Origin of the sequence: Mesorhizobium sp. M7A.F.Ca.CA.003.01.2.1, from assembly GCF_003998945.1 — a bacterium.
In the GTDB taxonomy this organism is placed as follows: Bacteria; Pseudomonadota; Alphaproteobacteria; order Rhizobiales; family Rhizobiaceae; genus Mesorhizobium; species Mesorhizobium ciceri.
This window is the reverse complement of sequence record NZ_RZRA01001037.1, coordinates 1-1869: the sequence shown is the minus strand read 5'-3', so window position 1 is coordinate 1869 and position 1869 is coordinate 1. Positions and strand designations below refer to the sequence as shown.

Annotated in this window: 3 protein-coding genes; 1 reads left to right on the top strand and 2 read right to left on the bottom strand. The window is 62.3% G+C overall.

The window, feature by feature from the left end; translation table 11 throughout:
* On the bottom strand, positions 1-628 hold a 628-nt coding region (locus tag EN969_RS29310), incomplete at its 3' end, for an NAD-dependent epimerase/dehydratase family protein (protein ID WP_127419638.1).
* A gap of 113 nt (positions 629-741) precedes the next feature.
* Here EN969_RS29310 and EN969_RS29305 point away from each other — a divergent pair.
* On the top strand, positions 742-1560 hold the full coding sequence (locus tag EN969_RS29305; RefSeq protein WP_063170251.1) for an AraC family transcriptional regulator: 819 nt from the start codon (positions 742-744) through the stop codon (positions 1558-1560).
* A 39-nt stretch (positions 1561-1599) separates the two neighbouring features.
* Here the strand turns inward: EN969_RS29305 and EN969_RS29300 are convergent.
* On the bottom strand, positions 1600-1869 hold a 270-nt coding region (locus EN969_RS29300), incomplete at its 5' end, for a DUF815 domain-containing protein (protein WP_127419637.1).

The window sequence follows — 1869 nt, the reverse complement described above, 5'->3', positions numbered from 1 at the left end:
GTCCCCATTCGCCCGTGTAGCGCGAGGCAGCGACCAGTGTCCTGGCCACGTCCTTCGTGAAGGACCAGGCGTGAGTTGCGTCGAGGTTTCCGATGAAAGCCGTCGGTTTCCCTTCGATTATGGAGGGCAGCGCGACCAGTGAGAAAGAGCTGATCGCGCCATGTCCAAGATAATCGCTGGACCGCACTTCGACGGCCGGCACGTCCGCACGGACCGCCCGCTGCCACATGATCGTCCGGGCGGTTCCTTTCTTCGAAGTCGGATCCAGAGACAGGTCGGAGTGAAGCGGGCTTTCGGCATCTTTGCCATAGCCATAGAGATTTCCGAGCACCACAAGCTTCGCGCCGACCGCTTCGGCAGCCCGCACGGTGCCGTCGATGATTGGGAAGAAGTCGGTCGGCCAGCGGTGATAGGCGGCCATGGCGCACATGAAGATCGCGTCGGCGTTTCGGCTGATACGCGCCAGTTCCGCGGCATTGGTGGCGTCGGACTGCACGGTCCGGACGTTTTGCAGCGCGTTCGAACCGACACTCCGGCTCGTCAAGACAACATCATGGCCTTCTTCGCCCAGAAGCCGCGCGGTCTCGCGACCAACCGGGCCTGCTCCCACAACAACATAGAAACTCATGGCATAACCTCTCATCCAAGTTTTATGGAGAGGCGTAGGTACATAGCCACGGCATTGAAAATCGCGCGGGAATTGCCAAGTCTTGAACAGGTTTTGCCATGAATCGAGAAAGCATGCTCTCGCAAGTCGCCCCGGCCCGATCCCCGTCCGACGTAACATTGGCCTCCCGGCATGTCGAAGCCGGGGTCCATCGTCTGCTCCGGGCGCCACACCATCGCATCATGGTGCATGCAAGTGCCGCGACGCGCTCCTACTGCCATGAGGTTCGACGATATTTCGTCAGGCGCGCCGGCGATATCGACCTGGTGCCCGCCGGTCAGGAGGGTGGGTTCGAGGCTGAGACCCCGTTCGACACGATCGAGATCGCGTTACAACCGGCCTTGATGGAAAGGGTGGCAGCCGAACTTGGCAAGGCGCGCGCATTGCCGCTCGGCACACGTCACCTGCTTCGTGACCAGCGCATCGAACACCTCGCGCGAGCACTGGAGAGCGATCTCAATGCGAAGTCGCCGAGCGGGTCGTTGTTTGCCGACAGCATCGGCGCCGCGCTCGCTGTGAGGCTGCTTGGCCTCGGTGAACCTGATATCGATCGCGCGAACCGGCTGTCGGATACTCAGCTCAAGCGCGTGCTGGAGCATATCGAGGTTGCGCTGCACGAACCCCTATCGATCCATCGACTGAGCCGGGTTGCCGGCGCCAGCAGTTCGCACTTGCGGACATGGTTCAAGGCGGCGACGGGCTTCACCCTGCACCGCTACGTGCTACGGCGTCGCGTCGAACGCGCACGCGTCCTGCTGCAGCAAGGCGATCTCAGCACAAGCGAGGTGGCGGAATTGACGGGCTTCGCGCACCAGTCACATCTGGCGCATTGGATGCGGCGTGAGATCGGCCAAACGCCGCGTGATTTGCGGCGGTCGCAGCCGCCCAAATGATCTTGTCATCGGATGGCGTTGGCGACGCTATCCAACGCATCAGTCCTTCAGCGGTTTGCCGAGCCGGCCAGCCAAATCCTGGGTGAACTGCCAGGCGACGCGGCCCGAGCGGCTGCCGCGCGTCGTCGCCCATTCCAATGCTTCGGCGCGCAGCGTGTCGGGATCGATTGTCAGCCCGTGATGGCGGACATAGCCGTCGATCATGTCGAGATACTCGTCCTGCGAACATTTGTGGAAACCGAGCCACAGCCCGAAGCGGTCGGACAGCGACACCTTTTCCTCGACCGCTTCGGACGGGTTGATCGCGGT

Excerpts from the sequence above, each read along its gene's own strand:
- EN969_RS29305 (WP_063170251.1), top strand. The coding sequence starts at position 742 with ATGCTCTCGCAAGTCGCCCCGGCCCGATCCCCGTCCGACGTAACATTG.